This window comes from Nostoc sp. (assembly GCF_036919615.1).
GTDB lineage: Bacteria > Cyanobacteriota > Cyanobacteriia > Cyanobacteriales > Nostocaceae > Nostoc.
The window spans coordinates 1-14,515 of the sequence record NZ_JBALCN010000102.1 but is presented as its reverse complement, the minus strand read 5'-3'; the positions used below and the strand labels follow the sequence as shown (position 1 = coordinate 14,515).

The 14,515-nt window shown below is 44.1% G+C and carries 17 protein-coding genes; 14 read left to right on the top strand and 3 right to left on the bottom strand.

Annotation, left to right across the window (positions count from 1 at the left end; all coding sequences use genetic code 11):
* Window positions 1-33: 33 nt before the first annotated feature.
* Together V7K48_RS31675 and V7K48_RS31670 are read left to right on the top strand one after the other, a co-directional pair.
* Window positions 34-813, top strand: a complete 780-nt coding sequence (locus V7K48_RS31675; RefSeq protein ID WP_335078809.1) for a Uma2 family endonuclease — start codon at window positions 34-36, stop codon at window positions 811-813.
* Window positions 814-955: 142 nt separating this feature from the next.
* The gene (locus tag V7K48_RS31670; protein WP_229483813.1) at window positions 956-1,216 is read left to right on the top strand and encodes a MoaD/ThiS family protein; all 261 of its coding nucleotides are present in this window, start codon (window positions 956-958) and stop codon (window positions 1,214-1,216) included.
* Between the two features lie 162 nt (window positions 1,217-1,378).
* On the opposite strand, the gene V7K48_RS31665 is transcribed toward V7K48_RS31670, so the two are convergent.
* On the bottom strand, window positions 1,379-1,729 hold the full coding sequence (locus tag V7K48_RS31665) for an ArsR/SmtB family transcription factor (protein ID WP_335078806.1): 351 nt from the start codon (window positions 1,727-1,729) through the stop codon (window positions 1,379-1,381).
* Window positions 1,730-1,809: 80 nt separating this feature from the next.
* Between V7K48_RS31665 and trxA the strand changes: the two genes are divergently transcribed.
* The 10 genes from trxA to V7K48_RS31615 all read left to right on the top strand — a co-directional run bounded on the left by trxA (window position 1,810) and on the right by V7K48_RS31615 (window position 12,406).
* Window positions 1,810-2,133 carry a thioredoxin gene (gene trxA, locus V7K48_RS31660; protein ID WP_012412473.1) on the top strand — a complete coding sequence of 108 codons (324 nt, stop codon included), beginning with the start codon at window positions 1,810-1,812 and terminating at the stop codon, window positions 2,131-2,133.
* Window positions 2,134-2,516: 383 nt separating this feature from the next.
* The gene (locus tag V7K48_RS31655) at window positions 2,517-3,311 is read left to right on the top strand and encodes an SDR family NAD(P)-dependent oxidoreductase (protein WP_335078804.1); all 795 of its coding nucleotides are present in this window, start codon (window positions 2,517-2,519) and stop codon (window positions 3,309-3,311) included.
* A gap of 218 nt (window positions 3,312-3,529) precedes the next feature.
* Window positions 3,530-4,642 (top strand): alkene reductase, encoded by a 1,113-nt coding sequence (locus V7K48_RS31650; RefSeq protein WP_335078802.1) that lies wholly within the window; start codon window positions 3,530-3,532, stop codon window positions 4,640-4,642.
* Between the two features lie 119 nt (window positions 4,643-4,761).
* Complete coding sequence (locus V7K48_RS31645) at window positions 4,762-5,193, top strand: YybH family protein (protein ID WP_335078800.1); 432 nt, start codon at window positions 4,762-4,764, stop codon at window positions 5,191-5,193.
* A gap of 100 nt (window positions 5,194-5,293) precedes the next feature.
* Window positions 5,294-5,959: a nitroreductase family protein gene (locus V7K48_RS31640; protein ID WP_335078798.1), complete on the top strand. Its 666-nt coding sequence runs from the start codon at window positions 5,294-5,296 to the stop codon at window positions 5,957-5,959.
* Between the two features lie 535 nt (window positions 5,960-6,494).
* The gene (locus V7K48_RS31635) at window positions 6,495-7,793 is read left to right on the top strand and encodes an MFS transporter (protein WP_335078795.1); all 1,299 of its coding nucleotides are present in this window, start codon (window positions 6,495-6,497) and stop codon (window positions 7,791-7,793) included.
* A gap of 326 nt (window positions 7,794-8,119) precedes the next feature.
* Window positions 8,120-8,809, top strand: a complete 690-nt coding sequence (locus tag V7K48_RS31630) for an SDR family NAD(P)-dependent oxidoreductase (protein ID WP_335078792.1) — start codon at window positions 8,120-8,122, stop codon at window positions 8,807-8,809.
* A 34-nt stretch (window positions 8,810-8,843) separates the two neighbouring features.
* Window positions 8,844-9,611 carry a class I SAM-dependent methyltransferase gene (locus V7K48_RS31625; protein WP_335078790.1) on the top strand — a complete coding sequence of 256 codons (768 nt, stop codon included), beginning with the start codon at window positions 8,844-8,846 and terminating at the stop codon, window positions 9,609-9,611.
* Window positions 9,612-9,724: 113 nt separating this feature from the next.
* Complete coding sequence (locus V7K48_RS31620) at window positions 9,725-10,423, top strand: glutathione binding-like protein (protein WP_335078788.1); 699 nt, start codon at window positions 9,725-9,727, stop codon at window positions 10,421-10,423.
* Window positions 10,424-11,083: 660 nt separating this feature from the next.
* A complete protein-coding gene (locus V7K48_RS31615) occupies window positions 11,084-12,406 on the top strand; it encodes an MFS transporter (RefSeq protein ID WP_335078786.1) in 1,323 nt (440 codons plus the stop codon).
* Here the strand turns inward: V7K48_RS31615 and V7K48_RS31610 are convergent.
* Window positions 12,403-12,603: a hypothetical protein gene (locus V7K48_RS31610; protein WP_335078784.1), complete on the bottom strand. Its 201-nt coding sequence runs from the start codon at window positions 12,601-12,603 to the stop codon at window positions 12,403-12,405. The genes V7K48_RS31615 and V7K48_RS31610 overlap by 4 nt on opposite strands.
* Before the next feature lie 481 nt (window positions 12,604-13,084).
* Here V7K48_RS31610 and V7K48_RS31605 point away from each other — a divergent pair, with 481 nt between their 5' ends.
* Window positions 13,085-13,294, top strand: a complete 210-nt coding sequence (locus V7K48_RS31605; RefSeq protein WP_335078782.1) for a hypothetical protein — start codon at window positions 13,085-13,087, stop codon at window positions 13,292-13,294.
* Window positions 13,295-13,303: 9 nt separating this feature from the next.
* Window positions 13,304-14,152: a lysophospholipid acyltransferase family protein gene (locus V7K48_RS31600; protein WP_335078780.1), complete on the top strand. Its 849-nt coding sequence runs from the start codon at window positions 13,304-13,306 to the stop codon at window positions 14,150-14,152.
* A gap of 42 nt (window positions 14,153-14,194) precedes the next feature.
* On the opposite strand, the gene V7K48_RS31595 is transcribed toward V7K48_RS31600, so the two are convergent.
* Window positions 14,195-14,317 (bottom strand): hypothetical protein, encoded by a 123-nt coding sequence (locus tag V7K48_RS31595; RefSeq protein WP_335078778.1) that lies wholly within the window; start codon window positions 14,315-14,317, stop codon window positions 14,195-14,197.
* Window positions 14,318-14,515: the final 198 nt, after the last annotated feature.

Sequence of the window (14,515 nt, the reverse complement as noted above, 5' to 3'; positions counted from 1 at the left end):
AATGAAAATCATAGAAACCTTCGGTTAAAGCCTATGACTTCCGTATCGGCATTAACTTTACCTGATCACACCCAGTTACCAGACTCAGATGGTACGTTCGTGAAAAACTGGCAAGAGCATCCCCAAAGTATTTTACTTACTGACTCAATTACACTTGTCCTAGAGGAACTTCATCTTGATAGTCAATATTGTATTGGACAAGATTTAGGTATCTACTGGCGATTGACAGATCCTCCTGAGAAGGGGGCTGAGGCACCAGACTGGTTTTATGTACCCAATGTACCACCGACTCTTGAAGGTAAAATACGGCGTTCTTATGTACTGTGGAAGGAGTATGTCGCGCCCTTGATTGTGTTGGAATTTGTCTCTGGAGATGGTTCGGAAGAACGAGATAACACACCACCATCTCAAGGCGAAGGTGGAAATGTTGGTAAATTTTGGGTTTATGAGCAAGCAATTCGAGTGCCTTATTATGGGATTTATGAAGTAGCAAAAGCGCAGGTGGAAGTTTACCACCTAGTCGATAATACTTATCAACTGATGAAATCCAATGAACGCGGACATTACCCAATTGCTCCTATTGGGGTAGAGTTGGGAATCTGGCAAGGATTTTATCAGAATGCAGAGTTACCTTGGTTACGCTGGTGGGATGCACAAGGAGATTTATTGTTAACAGGTTATGAACGCACTGAAGTTGAGCGACAAAGGGCTGAAGTTGAGCGACAAAAGCGGGAGAGAATTGTAGAGAAATTGCGATCGCTCTCTGCTGAACAACTCAACGCTTTAGGAATTGACCCAGAAATGTTGGATTAAAAAATATTATCGTCTACATCAGGCAATTTTTTTTAGCTATGAACTTGTGAAATCATCTACTTAGTAATGTACAATTAACACCAAAAGTTCAGGGTGCTTGTCAAGTATTAAACTACTTGCTTGTGCTGCCAAAGCATGTTGTATGTCTAAATCTGCAATCACCGTTACCGTCAAACTGTTCGCCGCTTATCAAGAAGCCTTTAGGGTTTCGGAACTGGTGCTGGAATTTCCCAATAGTATGCCAGTCAAAGCAGTATGCGATCGCCTCATAGCTGAACACCCCGAACTCTCCCAATGGCGTGACATCACCCGCTTTGGAATTAATTTAATATTTGTCGAACCAGATACCCTACTACAAGATGGGGATGAAGTCGTGCTGATTCCACCAGTTAGCGGCGGCTAGCAAAATAGTTATGAGTACAGACGCGATTAATCGCGTCTGTACAGGAGTTATGAGTTAAAGATTCAAAACTTTTAAATTATAGGTTCCGTTTAAGGTGCCATCTGGCTTGTAACGACAAAAAGAAAAACGAGAAGATTCTTAAACAGGTAGCGCCTCAAGCTCCTAGATTCTTGAGGCTGTTTGTTTAGTACTGGCAGGGTCAACAGGCAATGGTTGAGCGGCTTTCAATACCGCATCCAGCAACCCTGGAAACAGCACCTCTAAATCTTCACGCCGCAGGATGTTAATGTGCTGTGTCCCTTCTTTCCGTGTAAAGACTATCCCCGACTCCCGCAAAATCTTGAAGTGATTGGACATGGTAGACTTAGCGATCGCAAAATCAAACCTGGCACAGCATTGTTCCCCCTCAGTCGCCAACAGCCGCACAATCTCTAGCCGCACTGGATCGCCCAATGCATACAGGACTCCCGGTAAAGAAATATTTTTTCTATCTGGATGATAAAGAAATCTCATAGTTGCATTATCTCATCAAGTGGCATATATTTTTATTATTCGATATTATCGAATTATAGAATTAATTAGGAAGGCAATTTATGTCATCCATTACAAATGTCACAGAAGCCACATTCAAGCAAGAAGTCTTGGAAAGTGAAATTCCGGTCTTAGTGGACTTTTGGGCACCGTGGTGCGGTCCTTGCCGGATGGTGGGCCCAGTCGTCGATGAAGTTGCTGCTGAATATGAAGGACAGGTGAAATTTGTGAAGCTGAACACAGATCAAAATCCTACTGTCGCCAGCCACTATGGAATTCGCAGCATTCCGACGCTGATGGTTTTTAAAGGAGGTCGGCAAGTCGATACTGTCGTAGGGGCAGTCCCAAAAACTACCTTGAATAAGACCTTAGCACAGCATCTTTAATCTAGGTACTATTGTGAGATGCATTTAGGTTGCAGTCTTCTTTAGTCAGTCAAAGAAGAGTGCAGGGGAAGCAGTGCCAGAAGAGGAGATGTTCTTGAGCAAACCCCATACATAAATGTAGGGCTGCTGAAAACTGGACACTTTGTTGGGACGCGCTGCACGTCTCAACAAATTCCATAGATAAATGTATTGGCTGTGCAACCACCTACAGAGGGTATTCTCCCCCTGCACAAGACCGACCCTCCTTTTCGGTCAGAATACAATATGACTTTTAACACCTGTACAGACGCGATTAAATCGCATCTACTCCTAACACCTGTACAGACGCGATTAATCGCGTCTCTACTCCTAAATTCTGTTTCAACTAACGGGGAAAGAGCGAAATGGACTTGAAATTGCATGGTAAATCCGCGCTGGTGAGTGGCTCAACCGCAGGTATTGGTTTGGCGATCGCTCTTGGGCTAGCTCAAGAAGGTGCATCAGTGATTGTCAATGGTCGATCTGAAGAACGAGTAGCTCAAGCGATCGACAAAATTAAGCAAAGTACACCTGATGCGAAAGTTTCTGGTGTTGTTGCTGACGCAGGCACTGCATCAGGGGTAGAGCAACTGTTTCAAAAAGTTCCTCACGTTGATATCCTCATTAACAATGTGGGTATTTATGAGCCAAAAACTTTCTTTAATATTACTGATGAAGACTGGTTAAAGATATTTGAGGTTAACGTCCTCAGCGGAGTCCGTTTGAGTCGGCAATATCTGCAAAAGCAGCTAGAGCAAAACTGGGGGCGGATAATTTTTATTTCCAGCGAATCTGCTATTCAGATTCCAGTAGAAATGATTCACTATGGCACAACTAAGACAGCCCAGCTAGCCATTGCCCGAGGTCTAGCAGAAATCACTGTCGGGACTGGAGTCACGGTAAACTCCGTCCTACCAGGGCCAACCCGCTCAGAAGGAGTTGAGGACTATATTTCCCAGCTAGGACAGGAACGCAGTATTAGTCCAGTGGAAGTTGAGGCTGAGTTTTTCCAAAATGTGCGCCCAACTTCCCTAATCAAACGCTTTGCAGCTAATGAAGAAGTAGCAGCGATTGTAGTTTACCTTTCTAGTCCTGTAGCTTCAGCAACTAATGGTGCAGCTTTGCGGGTAGATGGTGGCGTTATTCGGTCGATTGTTTAGTTAATGCGCTTTGCATAGGGCTGGGGAGTAAGAATTTTAGATTTTGGATTTTGGATTTTAGATTGAATGCCCAATACTTCTCTACCAGAGGCTAGGCCTTAAGCGTTGGCGCAGCCTAAGAAGAGAAGCTATGCCGCAGGCTTTACGGCTTCTCTACGAGACGCTCTTGCTTCGCTCAGTACAACTGCCCAATCTTCACTAATTTGGAAATACAATCAATGACTACTGATATCAACTTATTCTCTCCCTACCAATTAGGGAATCTGGAACTACCTAACCGGATAGTAATGGCTCCCTTAACCCGAAACAGGGCAGGTGAGGGAAACGTACCATACCAACTGAATGCTACCTACTACGTCCAACGTGCTTCCGCCGGACTGATTATTGCTGAAGCAACACAGGTGACTCCTGAAGGACAGGGCTATCCCGCTACACCAGGAATTCATTCACCAGAACAGGTGGAGGGATGGAAGTTAGTTACCGATGCTGTGCATCAGCAGGGAGGGAGAATTTTTCTGCAACTATGGCACGTAGGCAGGATTTCTCACCCAGACTTACAACCGAATGGAGCTTTACCTGTGGCACCTTCTGCCATTGCTCCTAAAGGTGAAGCCTCAACTTATCAGGGGCCAAAACCCTTTGTTACTCCCCGTGCTTTAGAAACTTCGGAAATACCGCAAATAGTAGAACAGTACCGTCAAGGAGCAGCAAATGCTTTAGCAGCTGGGTTTGATGGGGTGGAAATTCACGCAGCTAATGGTTATTTAATAGATCAGTTTCTCCGCGATCGCACCAATCAACGTACAGATAAATATGGGGGTTCGATTGAGAATCGCGCCCGATTCCTGTTAGAGGTGACAGAGGCAATAACTAGTGTGTGGGATTCTAACCGAGTCGGGGTACGTTTATCTCCTAGTGGGACTTTTAACGATATGCATGACTCCAATCCCCTGGAGACATTCGGTTATGCGGCTCAAGCGTTGAACCAGTTTAATTTGGCATATCTGCATCTTTTTGAGGCAATAGAGGCAGATATCAGACATGGCGCGACAATTGTACCCACCAGTCATATACGCGATCGCTTTACAGGTACACTGATTGTCAACGGTGGTTATACTCGTGAAAAAGGCGATGCTGTACTGGCAAACAAAGCAGCAGATTTAGTTGCTTTTGGCACATTATTTATCTCAAATCCAGATTTACCCCGGCGCTTTGCTTTGAATGCACCACTAAATGAAGCAGATCAAGCAAGCTTTTATGGTGGCGATGAACACGGATATACAGACTATCCATTTTGGTCAGCTGCTAACGAGCAGGCGGTCAATGCCTAATTCTTCTCATCTGAATAATTAAAACCCACTTTCTTGCACTTTAAAGTATCAAATCAAACTGAGGAGTTTGAGATTTTTCCAATATACAACAAAATAGTTGTGTAAATTGGTTGTTAACTATGAAAGATACTTTAGAAGAAACGGAAATCAAAGAACGCGTTAACAATTGGCTAGCTGCGTTTAGTGCAGGCAATAAACCATTTGATTTTTCTGTCCTAGACAATCTCTACTGGCAAGATGAACAATTGCTCGCCTTCGATACCCTCTCACCGCAAACCACTCGAATTCAAGGATGGCAATCGTATGAGGAGATATGGAAGCCCTTCATGACAGCAATAACACAGTGGCAAGTTAAATCAGTTGGGGATATTCAGATATTTACAGGTGATAACATTACCGTCTCGGCTCTGATTTTTGAGAGTACGGTAGCCACTATAGCGAATGAGGCTGTTAAAATTACGGCTCATGCGACGCTTGTATGGGAGAAGCGACAGGGACAATGGCGCATTATCCACGAGCACATTTCTAATCCGGTTAACATTGCCAATTAGAGAGAAACACATTACATTGCCCTGCTCTTTAACACTATTAATCACTCTCAGCAGAGTAAAATCCGAAACCCTCTCATAACTCAACTATCAGGAGAATCTCATGATTTCCATTACTCAAACCCAACCTTTAGATGTACCCAGTGCGATCGCTCAACGTCGTTCCATCAAAACTTTTAAAACAGACCCCATCACCCCAGAACTGCTTAAGCAACTGGTAGAGTTAACCGTGGCTGCACCCAGCAGCTATAATCTCCAGGACTGGCAAATTATTCTTGTGCAAGATGAAGCGCAAAAGGCAGCATTGTCAGCAGCATCTTTTAATCAACAGCAAATTGTCCAAGCACCTGTAACCTTTGTCTTTGCCGCCGATCCTAACGCAGGCGAACAAAACTTGGGCCGAATTATAGAGCAGGGACTCGAAACTGGGGCATGGAACGAAGGCACGGTAAACTACTTTAAAACCGCTGTCCCACAATTTCAAGCAACGCTAGGCGAGAAGCGACGCGAATATGCCATTAAAGATGCCATTATTGCCGCTACGCATTTGGTGTTAGCAGCAGAAAGTCTGGGATTATCCACATGTTTTATGAATGGTTGGATTGAGGATCAGGTAAAGGAAGTGATTGGGGCTGGGGATAATCCAAATTTAGCGATCGCTGTTTTAGTTCCTGTTGGCTATGCAGCCGAACCACGCTTAAATCCAGGTCGTTTGCCATTCTCCTCCAATGTCTCTGTGGATAGAATTGGTAACCCTTATGCAGAGTAGCTTTTCCTAAATTAAAAATGAGGCATTGGGCATTGGGGATGAGTCTTTGATACTCGTGAATAAGTCTTTGATACTCGCTGATGAGTCTTTGAACTCCGTCAACGAGTCTTTGATACTCATGAACGAGTCTTTGGGGACTTCCAAGAAATAAATATATCCAAATAAACGTAGACACGCAGTGGCTTGCCGCAGGCTACCACAGAGACACAGAGAACACAGAGAGAGGAGAAATGATATCATGTCCGCCAAATTACCCATAATAAAAGAACCCCACCCCCAACCCCTCCCCGCAGGCGGGGAGGGGAGCTAAAGCGCAGCTTTGGCGGGGTGGGGTTCCGGGTATTATGCTTAATTGCCCAGACATGATATGAGAGGGTTTTTGCATCAGTTTTGGGACATTTTTTTATTTGGAAGTCCCTTGAAATCCGTCAACGAGTCTTTGATACTCATGAATGAGTGCTTTTAACTCCACTCCCCTGCCCCTCTGCCCCTCTGCCCCTCTGCCCCCCACTCCTGCATCTACCCATTCCCCACCATGTCTTTAGCCTCCTTCTTAGCGCGTCGTTCGTTCCACTATGGCTGGCTCGTTGCAGGCTTAACATTCTTAGCCTTGCTGGTGGCGGCCGGAATTCGCTCTGCTCCTGGAGTTTTTATAGTGCCTCTCGAACAAGAGTTTGGCTGGAGTAGAGCAACTATATCTTTGGCAATCTCCATTAACTTAGTACTTTACGGGCTGATTGGCCCTTTTGCCGCCACAGTCATGGAGCGGATCGGCATTCGCCGGATGATGGTGTTCTCACTTGCTGTCATTGCTCTCGGTGTCGGTTTAACCACTTTGATGTCAGCATCTTGGCAGCTAGTCTTGCTGTGGGGTGTAGTTGTCGGCTGTGGTAGCGGAGTTATCGCCCTAGTTTTAGGTGCTATTGTCGTAAATCGCTGGTTTTTTGAGAAGCGGGGTTTAGTTCTCGGCATCTTAACCGCCAGTACAGCTACTGGGCAACTGGTGTTTCTGCCCATGCTGGCCTCAGTAAGCGATCGCTTTGGGTGGCGAACTGCGGCTCTGGCTCTTAGTGGTGCAGCACTTCTAATTATTCCAGCGATCGCAGTCTTTATGCGCGATCGTCCGACAGATGTCGGTTTGCGACCCTTTGGCGATAAGAGTGAAACGGTGGAAGTCTCACAGCCGAGAGTGAATTCCATCACCTCCACCCTCAATGCCCTCTGGCTGGGAATGTGTAAGCGCGACTTCTGGCTGTTATTTGGTAGCTTTTTTATCTGTGGTGCAAGCACAAATGGATTAATTGGAACTCACCTTATACCTGCTTGTATTGACCACGGTATCCCTGAAGTCAAGGCTGCGGGTCTTTTGGCAATCATGGGACTATTCGATTTTTTTGGAACTACTATGTCCGGTTGGCTATCTGACCGCTGGAACAATCGCTACCTATTATTCTGGTACTACGGACTGCGGGGTTTGTCTTTGATTTTTTTACCCTTCAGTTTCGACTTTTCTTTCTATGGACTTTCCATTTTCGCCGTCTTCTATGGACTTGATTGGATTGCCACTGTACCACCGACAGTACGTCTTGTTGCTAACGTCTTTGGTAAAGAAAATATCGGCGTGATGTTCGGTTGGATTGTCGCAGGACACCAGCTCGGTGCAGCCACAGCAGCATTCGGAGCCGGAGTGTTAAGAACTTGGACGGGTAGTTATTTACAAGCGTTTATTTTATCAGGCGTTCTCTGTTTGATTGCCGCAGTTTGTGTACTGCAAATTGGTCAAAGTCCGACTAAGGGCAATTCACGGTTATCTTCAGTCACGCTCAATTCTTAATATTATGAATGTATTAATCGAAGGTTTTAGAGTTGTGCTTAATTATTAATAGGCTAACTAATTTTTTGGGAATCTTCTAAGCGTCTCTATTATATTGATGATAATCAATATATAGGATTCATATTTGATTTTTGAAATACACGTAGGGTATATATTCGCCGGGAGTACAGCACCAAAACCTTCGGGTGGTGCGTTACGCAAGCTGTAACACACCCTACAGATACTTAGATTTTTTCAAAAATCAAATCGGATTGCTAGATTAAATATTTCTCTAGCTATTCTGCTTCCTCTGTTAATCGTTTATCCTAACTAGGAAAATTAAATTTATGGCAACAACAGCTTTAATTGTCGGTGCAGGTAGTGGACTGAGCGCTTCTTTAGCCCGTCTATTTGCCAAAGAAGGATTCACCGTAGCTTTAGCGGCTCGTCAAATTGAAAAACTCACTCAATTGAGTAGTGAAATTGACGCAGTTAGTTTCGCTGCTGATGTCTCAAAGCCAGATGAAGTCAAACAGTTATTTATTGATGTTGATAATAAAGTCGGTTCCCCAAATATTGTCGTTTACAATCCCAGTTTTCGGGTCGTGGGGCCTCTTGTTGATTTAGACCCTGGTGAAGTGGCAAAAACCCTAGATGTAACTGCCTATGGTGGCTTTCTCGTAGCCCAAGCTGCTACCAAAAGGTTTTTGCAACTTGGCGGCGGTGCTATATTTTTTACTGGAGCCTCAGCGAGTGTCAAGGGTTATCCTCTGTCTGCTCCCTTTGCAATGGGTAAATTTGCACTGCGCGGTTTGGCTCAGAGTATTGCTAGAGAATTAGCACCAAAGAATATCCATGTGGCGCATTTCGTAATTGATGGTGGAATCCGTTCAGCAGACCGCCAAGATCCAGCAGATAAACCAGATAGTACCCTTGACCCGGATGCGATCGCTCAAACTTATCTCAGTATTCTCCGCCAACCCCGTAGTGCTTGGACATGGGAAATAGAACTACGTCCGTGGGTAGAGACCTTCTAGCCTAGACAACTGTTAAAAAGATAGTTTTGCAGGTATGAGAATTGATTTTGGTGCAACTGCTACTGATTATGCAAAACACCGCGCTGGCTTTCCGAGTTCATTATTTAACAAACTGTCTGAATATGGTATAGGTTTACCAGGGCAAAACATTGTTGACCTTGGTACAGGAACAGGAACACTAGCGCGGGGCTTTGCGGATAGAGGTGCTTACGTGATTGGCATAGACCGATCACTATCACTTTTAGAACAAGCAAGCCAGTTAAGCGAATCTGTCCGACTCAAAGTAGATTATCGAGTCGCAACTGCTGAAAATACCGAGTTACCAGACGCAAGTGCGGATGTGGTAACTGCTGGACAGTGTTGGCATTGGTTTGACCGTCCGCGTGTCGTCGAGGAAATTACTCGCATATTGAGAAGAAATGGCTCGATTGCGATCGCTCATTTTGATTGGATACCCTTAAAAGGTAATGTAGTTCAAGCAACAGAACAATTGATCAAGGCTCATAATCCAGTGTGGAATCTGGACGGTAGTAATGGATTGTATCCCCTGTGGTTACAAGAGATTGGCGAAGGAGGATTTCGAGAAATCCGCACATTTTCTTACGATGTATTTGTGTCTTATACACACGAAGATTGGCGAGGGCAAATTCGTGCTAGTTCTGGCGTGGGAGCCAGTTTGACACCAGAAAAAGTAGAAGTATTTGACCAGGAATTGGCAACATTACTTGAAGCAAAATATCCCACACCAATTCTTCAGGTTCACCATAGAGTTTGGGCAGCGATCGCAAAATCACCGCAATAAATTCATAGCGAAACCTCTACGCCCCTTTACGTGAACCTTTGCGTTCCTACCCTACGGGAAGGCGAAGCACCTATGCGTTTAAATTCTAACCCTCAATATAAGGAAAAATAACCATGATTGAACTTTACTATTGGACAACCCCAAACGGTCATAAAATCACAATTTTCTTGGAAGAAGTCCGATTACCTTACACCATAATTCCTGTGAATATTGGGGCTGGGGAGCAATTTAAGCCAGAATTTCTGAAGATTTCTCCTAACAATCGGATGCCTGCGATCGTTGACCACGAACCAGGAGATGAAGGTGCGCCGATTTCGATATTTGAGTCTGGTGCAATCTTACTATATTTAGCAGAAAAAACCGGCAAATTAATCCCCCAAGATTTACGCGATCGCACTCAAGTTTTAGAATGGTTGTTTTGGCAAATGGCAGGGCTGGGGCCAATGGCGGGACAAAATCATCACTTTAGCACCTATGCTCCTGAAAAGATTGAATATGCCATTAACCGCTATGTGAATGAGACGGGACGCTTATATGCAGTGCTGAATAAGCAACTAGCAGATAGGGAATTTGTGGCTGGCGATTATTCTATCGCCGATATTGCTGCCTATCCCTGGATTGTGCCCCATGAACTCCAAAGTCAGAATCTAGAGGATTTTCCTCACCTCAAGCGGTGGTTTGAGACAATTAAGGCCCGTCCAGCAACAATTCGCGCCTACGAGAAAGCAAAAGCATTGAAAACTCAAGCGCTTGATCCAGATAAGTTACGAGATATGTTGTTTAACCAGTCGGCAAAGACTATTCAGCCTTGAAACTTTTGAATTGTCTTGTGACCGAATTTACGATGTTTAAATTTTGGATTTTGGAAAAGAAGATTCAAAAGCGTTCGACTGAGCGTCTGGCAGGAAAGTCCAAAATTTAATGCATGTTTGAGACTTATCAAATTTAAACATGAAAATAATTCTATTATCCAAAATCCAAAATTAATTGACTTTTCAAGTGACTTGATTGCTATGCTTCAATTCTTTAATCTAAAATCGTTCGACTGAGCGACTTGCCTTGAGCGTCCCTTGTGCGTCTCTAAGATTTGCCGAAAGGAGCCGAAATCTAAAATCCAAAATTGCTTGACTGGGGCATATACTAAGTTAGCTCTAGAACACCGATTCAGTAATCGGAATCATGACAAAAAAACCAGGTTTCGTTGGGTTGCAACAAGGAATGTTTGGTTGTAAAAGACGTTTAAACAGGGTTTATCAGTCTTGTGTTTTATTAATGATATGATGTCCGGGCAATTAAGCATAATATCCGGAATCCCACCCCACCAAAGCTGCGCTTTAGCTCCCCTACCCGTGTACTTCATTTACCTGCAATACGCTGTATATAGATTTCTGCTAGATTTTGCTTTGTAGATATATAGAAGTAAAAACCATACCTATATTGAATTTGTTTGTTTTAGCTGAAGATAATGTCCGTTGGACAACATAGCTTCTAAAAAGTTAGGTTTTCACAGTCAGGGTGTACTGAAACAGTATGGTTTCTTCAAAGGGCAGTTTCACGATCTGGAGCAATTTGTGCTTCATAAAGAGGAGAACATAACAGTGGGCAGGTTAGCAAAAGATGTAGCAGGCAAAACACCTGTCTCATTAGGACTGTTGGGCGCTGCTGCCTTCATGGTGATTGCTGATGCACGGGTGATTGACCCCCTACTGCACATCATTGCTGACGAGTTTAAAGTCGGTGTTGGCAGTGCTGCGGTGATTATCTCCGCATACACGATTCCCTACGGGCTATTTCAGTTAGTTTATGGGCCACTAGGCGATCGCATCGGCAAACTCAAGGTAATTACACTAGCACTGGCGGCATTTGCTGTGGGTACTGCTGGTTGTGCCTTTATGTCAAATATCGTCTTACTTACCTTACTGCGGTTTCTCACAGGGATGGCTGCTGCTGGGGTGATTCCCGTCACCCTAGCTTATATTGGTGACAACTTTCCTTATGAAAAACGCCAAGCTGCGATCGCCAAGTATCTAAGTGCCCTGATGCTAGGTCAAATTCTCGGTGGTAGTTTGGGCGGCATCTTTGGGGAATATATCAGCTGGCGTGACATCTTTCTCATATTTGGGATTGTCTCTCTTACCATTGCTGGACTTTTATGGCGGGGGACGCGCCACCTTAGCGATAGTCAACGTCCCCAAAGTCGCGTAGGTAGAATAACATTTCGACCTTATTACCAACTATTGACCCAACCGATCGCTCGGACTGTAATTATCGGAGTATTTGTGGAAGGCTTTTGCGTGTTTGGGGCATTTGCTTACATCGGCGCATTTTTGCGCGATCGCTATAGTCTAAGTTATCTAACGATCGGGTTTATGCTCAGTGGTTTTGGATTGGGTGGACTGATTTACAGTCGCTCAGTTAAATGGTTAGTCAGGCGACTGGGTGAAATTGGTTTAATGGGGGTGGGAGGGGGTTTGATGTGTATCAGCTTCTTAGCAATCGCATTATTCTATAACTGGATGCTGTTTATCCCCTTAAATATTTTAATGGGATTGGGCTTTTATATGATGCACAGCACCCTCCAGACCCAAGCCACTGAGCTAACACCTGAAGCACGAGGCACAGCTGTTTCGCTGTTCGCCTTCAACCTGTTTGTCGGCCAGGGCATTGGCGCAGCAGTTTTTGGTAGGATTGTGGATAACTTCGATTACATTTATTGTTTTATTGTGGTTGGTGTTGCGATCGCTCTGCTCGCTATTTGGCTAGTCAAGCAGAAGCAAAACAGCAATGAAAGCTAAGTACAGCATTTGATTAATTCATCGCGAATAAATTTAGCAATACCCTGCAATACCAATGCGTCGGCTAACAATGCCAATGCGTCGGCTGACAATGCCAATGTGTCGGCTGACAATGCCAATGCGTCGGCTAACAATGCCAATGTGTCAACTGACAATGCCAATGCGTCGGCTAACAATGCCAATGTGTTCCCCTGCATTAAAAACCCTACCAGGACTTACGCAATCAAAGCTTGAAACTTCGATCCCCCCTAACCCCCCTTAAAAAAGGGAGAACTTGAAAGCCCCCTTTTTAAGGGGGTTGGGGGATCTCTTCTGCGTAAGTCCTACCTACGAATTAATGCAAAGCTGTACTTAGTACAGCATTTGATTAATTTGTAGCGAATTAAATTTGGCAATACCCTGCAAGAATACGCTTGGGTTAAAGAAATTTATCCGTTGAGGGAGGTAGGGGGAGAGAAAAAGGCTTATCCCAAGCGTATTGGCTATGATATTACTTGAGGAGAGTAACTACGTCTATCCTCCAGGATGTAATTGTGCCAATTAGATGATTATATCCTAATGTAATGAGCTTTTTAGTGTTAATCAGGCAGGCAGGAAAAACCCAAACTATGTAAAAATAAATAGGGAAAATTTATCTACTAAGGTAACTTAAATATGGAAGCTCTTTTAAGGAGATTCTTGACTAGTAAGCAAGACCGAACTTTATTAAACCTTAGAAAACCACATGGAGCACAGAAAGTCATAGACCGAGCAGAAGTAATTAAGTTGAAATTAGCTGCTGCTAGAGAAGAAATTGACTTAAAGTATTTAGACGAATCAGGTTTTGTGCATGGAGCGAACCTGATTGTATCTAACAAAGGATTGTTTGACCTTTACCAATCCTGTTAGAATGCATCGATGTCAAAAAAGCAACATCCCTTAAACAAAAAACCCGGTTGGTCTTTGGATGAGCGAGATCCAAAGTTCATAGAATTTCTGATGCCTCTAATGGGCTTTTTCTATCACTACTATTTCCGAGTTCAAACTAGTGGCTGGGATAATATTCCACCCCAACAAAAAGTCCTATTTGTCGGTTCGCATAACGGGGGACTCGCGGCTCCCGATATGACGATGGTGATGTACGACTGGTTTCGACGGTTTGGTGTGGAGCAACCCGTTTATGGTTTGATGCATCCCAAGGCTTGGCAGGTTAGCCCGCCACTAGCGCAACTGGTTGTCAAGGCTGGAGCAATCATTGCTCATCCAAAAATGGCTTACGCTGCCTTACACTCTGGAGCTAGTGTGCTAGTTTATCCTGGTGGAGCGCAAGATATCTTCCGACCGCATTATTTACGTAACAAAATCTACCTTGCAGGGCGGCAAGGATTTATTAAGTTAGCGTTGCGGGAAAATGTGCCGATTGTGCCTGTGATTTCCTGGGGTGCTCACGATACGCTGATTATACTGGCTGACTGCTACAAAATTGTGCAGCAACTCCATGAATGGGGGATGCCTTGGCTGTTTGGGATTGACCCGGAAGTTTTTCCTATCTATCTTGGACTGCCTTGGGGATTAGGAATTGGCCCGTTGCCTAACATTCCATTACCTGTGCCTATGTACACGCGGGTTTGTCCGCCAATTGTATTTGAACGCTACGGCCCTGAAGCAGCCAACGATCGCCACTATGTCAATGAATGTTATGAATTAGTTGTTAGTCAGATGCAGCAAGAGTTAGATCACTTAGTGAAGCTAGCTGCTAAGTCCTAAAGCTATCCAACAGAAGCAATAAAATCACTAAAAGTTGGACATTCATTCGTTTTCTATTTGGGTGTAGCTAGCAATGTCTACAAAATCTTTACGCATAAAGACATCACGATCGCTACTGTCAATTCGACGAGTGATTCTATCTTCTACTGTGTTAGGGGTTTTCATCTTTTTAGCCTCCCCTGACGAGGATTAAGTGAAGTAGTAAAGGCTTACTGAGAGGTTTAATGGCTTTTATTGGCTCACAACATAATGATAAAGCAGGTTTGTTGAATTACAGCAGTTTGCGATCAAAAAAACCACAAAAATAACTATCGAATAGGCTCAAAAAATAGACCACAATGATTAAACCAATTTAGAGCGTTT

Coding starts and splice junctions, on each gene's coding strand:
- V7K48_RS31675 (WP_335078809.1), top strand. CDS start 34: ATGACTTCCGTATCGGCATTAACTTTACCTGATCACACCCAGTTACCA.
- V7K48_RS31670 (WP_229483813.1), top strand. CDS start 956: ATGTCTAAATCTGCAATCACCGTTACCGTCAAACTGTTCGCCGCTTAT.
- V7K48_RS31665 (WP_335078806.1), bottom strand. CDS start 1,729: ATGAGATTTCTTTATCATCCAGATAGAAAAAATATTTCTTTACCGGGA.
- trxA (WP_012412473.1), top strand. CDS start 1,810: ATGTCATCCATTACAAATGTCACAGAAGCCACATTCAAGCAAGAAGTC.
- V7K48_RS31655 (WP_335078804.1), top strand. CDS start 2,517: ATGGACTTGAAATTGCATGGTAAATCCGCGCTGGTGAGTGGCTCAACC.
- V7K48_RS31650 (WP_335078802.1), top strand. CDS start 3,530: ATGACTACTGATATCAACTTATTCTCTCCCTACCAATTAGGGAATCTG.
- V7K48_RS31645 (WP_335078800.1), top strand. CDS start 4,762: ATGAAAGATACTTTAGAAGAAACGGAAATCAAAGAACGCGTTAACAAT.
- V7K48_RS31640 (WP_335078798.1), top strand. CDS start 5,294: ATGATTTCCATTACTCAAACCCAACCTTTAGATGTACCCAGTGCGATC.
- V7K48_RS31635 (WP_335078795.1), top strand. CDS start 6,495: ATGTCTTTAGCCTCCTTCTTAGCGCGTCGTTCGTTCCACTATGGCTGG.
- V7K48_RS31630 (WP_335078792.1), top strand. CDS start 8,120: ATGGCAACAACAGCTTTAATTGTCGGTGCAGGTAGTGGACTGAGCGCT.
- V7K48_RS31625 (WP_335078790.1), top strand. CDS start 8,844: ATGAGAATTGATTTTGGTGCAACTGCTACTGATTATGCAAAACACCGC.
- V7K48_RS31620 (WP_335078788.1), top strand. CDS start 9,725: ATGATTGAACTTTACTATTGGACAACCCCAAACGGTCATAAAATCACA.
- V7K48_RS31610 (WP_335078784.1), bottom strand. CDS start 12,603: ATGCAGGGGAACACATTGGCATTGTTAGCCGACGCATTGGCATTGTCA.
- V7K48_RS31600 (WP_335078780.1), top strand. CDS start 13,304: ATGTCAAAAAAGCAACATCCCTTAAACAAAAAACCCGGTTGGTCTTTG.
- V7K48_RS31595 (WP_335078778.1), bottom strand. CDS start 14,317: ATGAAAACCCCTAACACAGTAGAAGATAGAATCACTCGTCGAATTGAC.